This window comes from Dokdonella soli (genome assembly GCF_039523175.1).
In the GTDB taxonomy this organism is placed as follows: domain Bacteria; phylum Pseudomonadota; class Gammaproteobacteria; order Xanthomonadales; family Rhodanobacteraceae; genus Dokdonella_A; species Dokdonella_A soli.
Window position 1 is genome coordinate 1 of record NZ_BAAAEU010000014.1, and the last position, 1,810, is coordinate 1,810.

Below are 1,810 nucleotides of genomic sequence, written 5' to 3' on the forward strand. Positions count from 1 at the left end.
ATCCCGCCAGCGGCGGCTACGACGGCAACGGCAACCCGACCCTGTCCACGGACGGTCTCGGCACCTCGACCCAACAAGCCTACGACGGCCTGAACCGACTGAAGGCGACGATCCAGAACGTCAACGGCACCGATCCGGCCACGCAGAACACGACCACGCAGTACGCCTACGACACCCGCGACAACCTGCGCACGGTCACCGACCCGGACACCCTGCCCACCAACTACACCTACGACGGCCTGAATAACCTGACCGACCTGTCGAGTCCGGACACCGGGCACACGGGCTATGCCTACGACGCGGCCGGCAACCGCACCCGCCAGACTGACAATCGCAATACGACCAGCACCACCACCTACGACGCGCTGAACCGGCTAACCGCGATCAGCTATCCGACCGCGAGTCTTAACGTCAGCTACGCCTACGACCAGCCGAACAGCACGACCGGCTGTGCGACCTCGTACCCGATCGGCCGGCTGACCCAGATGACCGACAGCACCGGCTATACGACGTACTGCTACGACCGGCGCGGCAACGTGATCAACAAGGCGCAGCAGACCGTGATGACGGCCAGTTGCACGACCGGGACGCCGGGCTGCGGTGGATTGACCGCGTCGGCGATGCGTCTCAAGGCCGGCATCGCGCTTCCGCCCCCACAGCCGCCCAACCCGACGCAGAGCACGCTGCTGACCCTGACCACGCAATACACCTACACCCGCGGCGACCGGCTGGCCTCGCTGACCTACCCGAGCGGGGCGGTCGTGACCTACGGCCGCGATGCATCGGGTCGAGTGAACCTCGTGCAGTGGCAGGCCAATGCCAGTGCCGGCAAGGTGACACTGATCGCCAATGCCAGCTACTACCCGTTCGGTCCGCTAAACACGCTGACCTACGGCAACAACCGCACGCTGACCAAGAGCTACGACGCGAACTATGCGATCACCTCGATCGCCAGCTCCGCGCCCGGCGGCCTGACCCTCGGGTTCGGCGTGGACGTGATGGGCAACCTGACCAAGGCCAGCGCAAGCCTGGCCCCGCCGGTGCCGGATCGCCAATACGGCTACGACCCGCTGTATCGGCTGACCACGGCCCAGACCGGGGCGACGCCGCCGGCGCCGCTCGAAGGCTATGCCTACGACCGCACCGGTGACCGGACCCGTGCCAGCCTGAACGGGCAGACGGCGATCCCGTACACCTACACACCAGGCACCCATCACCTCGCCAGTGTCGGCGGCGTGGCCCGCACCTACGATCCCAACGGCAACACCACCAGCAGCGGCCTGAGCTACGACGACCGCAACCGGCTGAGCGGCTGGAACCTGGTCAACGGCCAGATCGACCTGACCAACACGTCTGCGCTGTACGGCTACAACGGCCGCGGTGAGCGGGTGTCGAAACAGGGCATGCAGTACGCGCCGTGCAATCCGCCAAGCTGCTATTCGGTACCCGGCGCCCCCGTGGGCTGGCAGACCGGCACGGTGGCCTACAACTACAACGAGAGCGGCCAACTCTTAAGCGAAGTGCCCGGCAACTACAGCACCAGCGTCGCCGGCGAGACGATCTACCTCGACACGACGCCGATCGCGCTGGTGCGCAATGGCACGCTGTATGCGATCGAGACCGATCAGCTGGGTACGCCGCGGCTGGTGTTTGACGCGACCAATGCCACGGTGTGGCGCTGGGATCCGCTGGCGAGTACGTTTGGGACCAACGCGCCGACGGGGTCGTTGACCCTGAACCTGCGCTTCCCCGGCCAATACTTCGATAGCGAAACCGGACTGGTTCACAACGGGGTACGCGACTACGAGCC

General features: G+C 66.1%; 1 protein-coding gene. It reads left to right on the top strand.

Going from position 1 to position 1,810, the window contains the following annotated elements; translation table 11 throughout:
• Positions 1-1,810: RHS repeat domain-containing protein (locus tag ABD002_RS12115; RefSeq protein ID WP_486304384.1), on the top strand; the 1,810-nt coding region annotated here is incomplete at both ends.